Origin of the sequence: Vibrio sp. 1641 (assembly GCF_033339995.1) — a bacterium.
Classification (GTDB): domain Bacteria; phylum Pseudomonadota; class Gammaproteobacteria; order Enterobacterales; family Vibrionaceae; genus Vibrio; species Vibrio alginolyticus.
On the sequence record NZ_JAWOVP010000166.1, the window covers coordinates 1 to 715 of the forward strand.

Here is a 715-nt window from a genome sequence, read left to right on the forward strand (position 1 = left end):
ATCGAGCGTCGTCAAATCCGCGCTCAGTTTGTTGCGTCTTCACTTGGCATCTTAACGTCGTTTTGGATTCTCGCTGGTTTTATTTTGGTGCTTAAGCTAACAGGTAATGCCATTGGTTGGGGCGTTCAGTTCCAAAGTCCTTGGTTTTTAGGATTGATGGTTCTGGTGACAGGTTTGTTTGGCGCCAACATGCTAGGACTGTTTCAAATCCGTCTTTCGTCTGGCACCAGTACATGGCTCGCGTCGAAAGGCGACAACTCGTTAGCTGGACACTATGTGCAAGGGATGTTTGCAACCTTGCTTGCTACGCCTTGTTCTGCGCCTTTCCTAGGAACAGCCGTGGCGTTTGCTTTGGGTGCCGATGTAGTTACGCTGTTTGCAATTTTCACCGCCTTAGCGTTGGGGATGGCGTTGCCTTGGATTATGGTGGCAATTTTCCCAAGCATTGCGCTTAAATTGCCGAAGCCGGGTCAGTGGATGAACGTGGTCAAAAACGTATTTGGTGTGATGATGTTGGCCACCAGCGTTTGGCTACTGTCTTTGATGGCCAATCACCTACCAGTGTTTTGGGTCATTCTCGCCGGTTTAGTCGCGTTTATTGTTCTGATGATTCGCGTTAAACGCGTTCATGGCGATAAAGCACTCGTGGTATCCGGCTCTGCATCGCTTATCTTAATTGCTGGCGGGCTGCTACTTGGCAGTGTCACCGCAAATC

General features: G+C 49.5%; 1 protein-coding gene. It reads left to right on the forward strand.

The genetic code is table 11. From position 1 onward, the window contains the following. On the forward strand, positions 1–715 hold a 715-nt coding region (locus tag R7Z47_RS24840), incomplete at both ends, for a protein-disulfide reductase DsbD family protein (protein ID WP_411913062.1).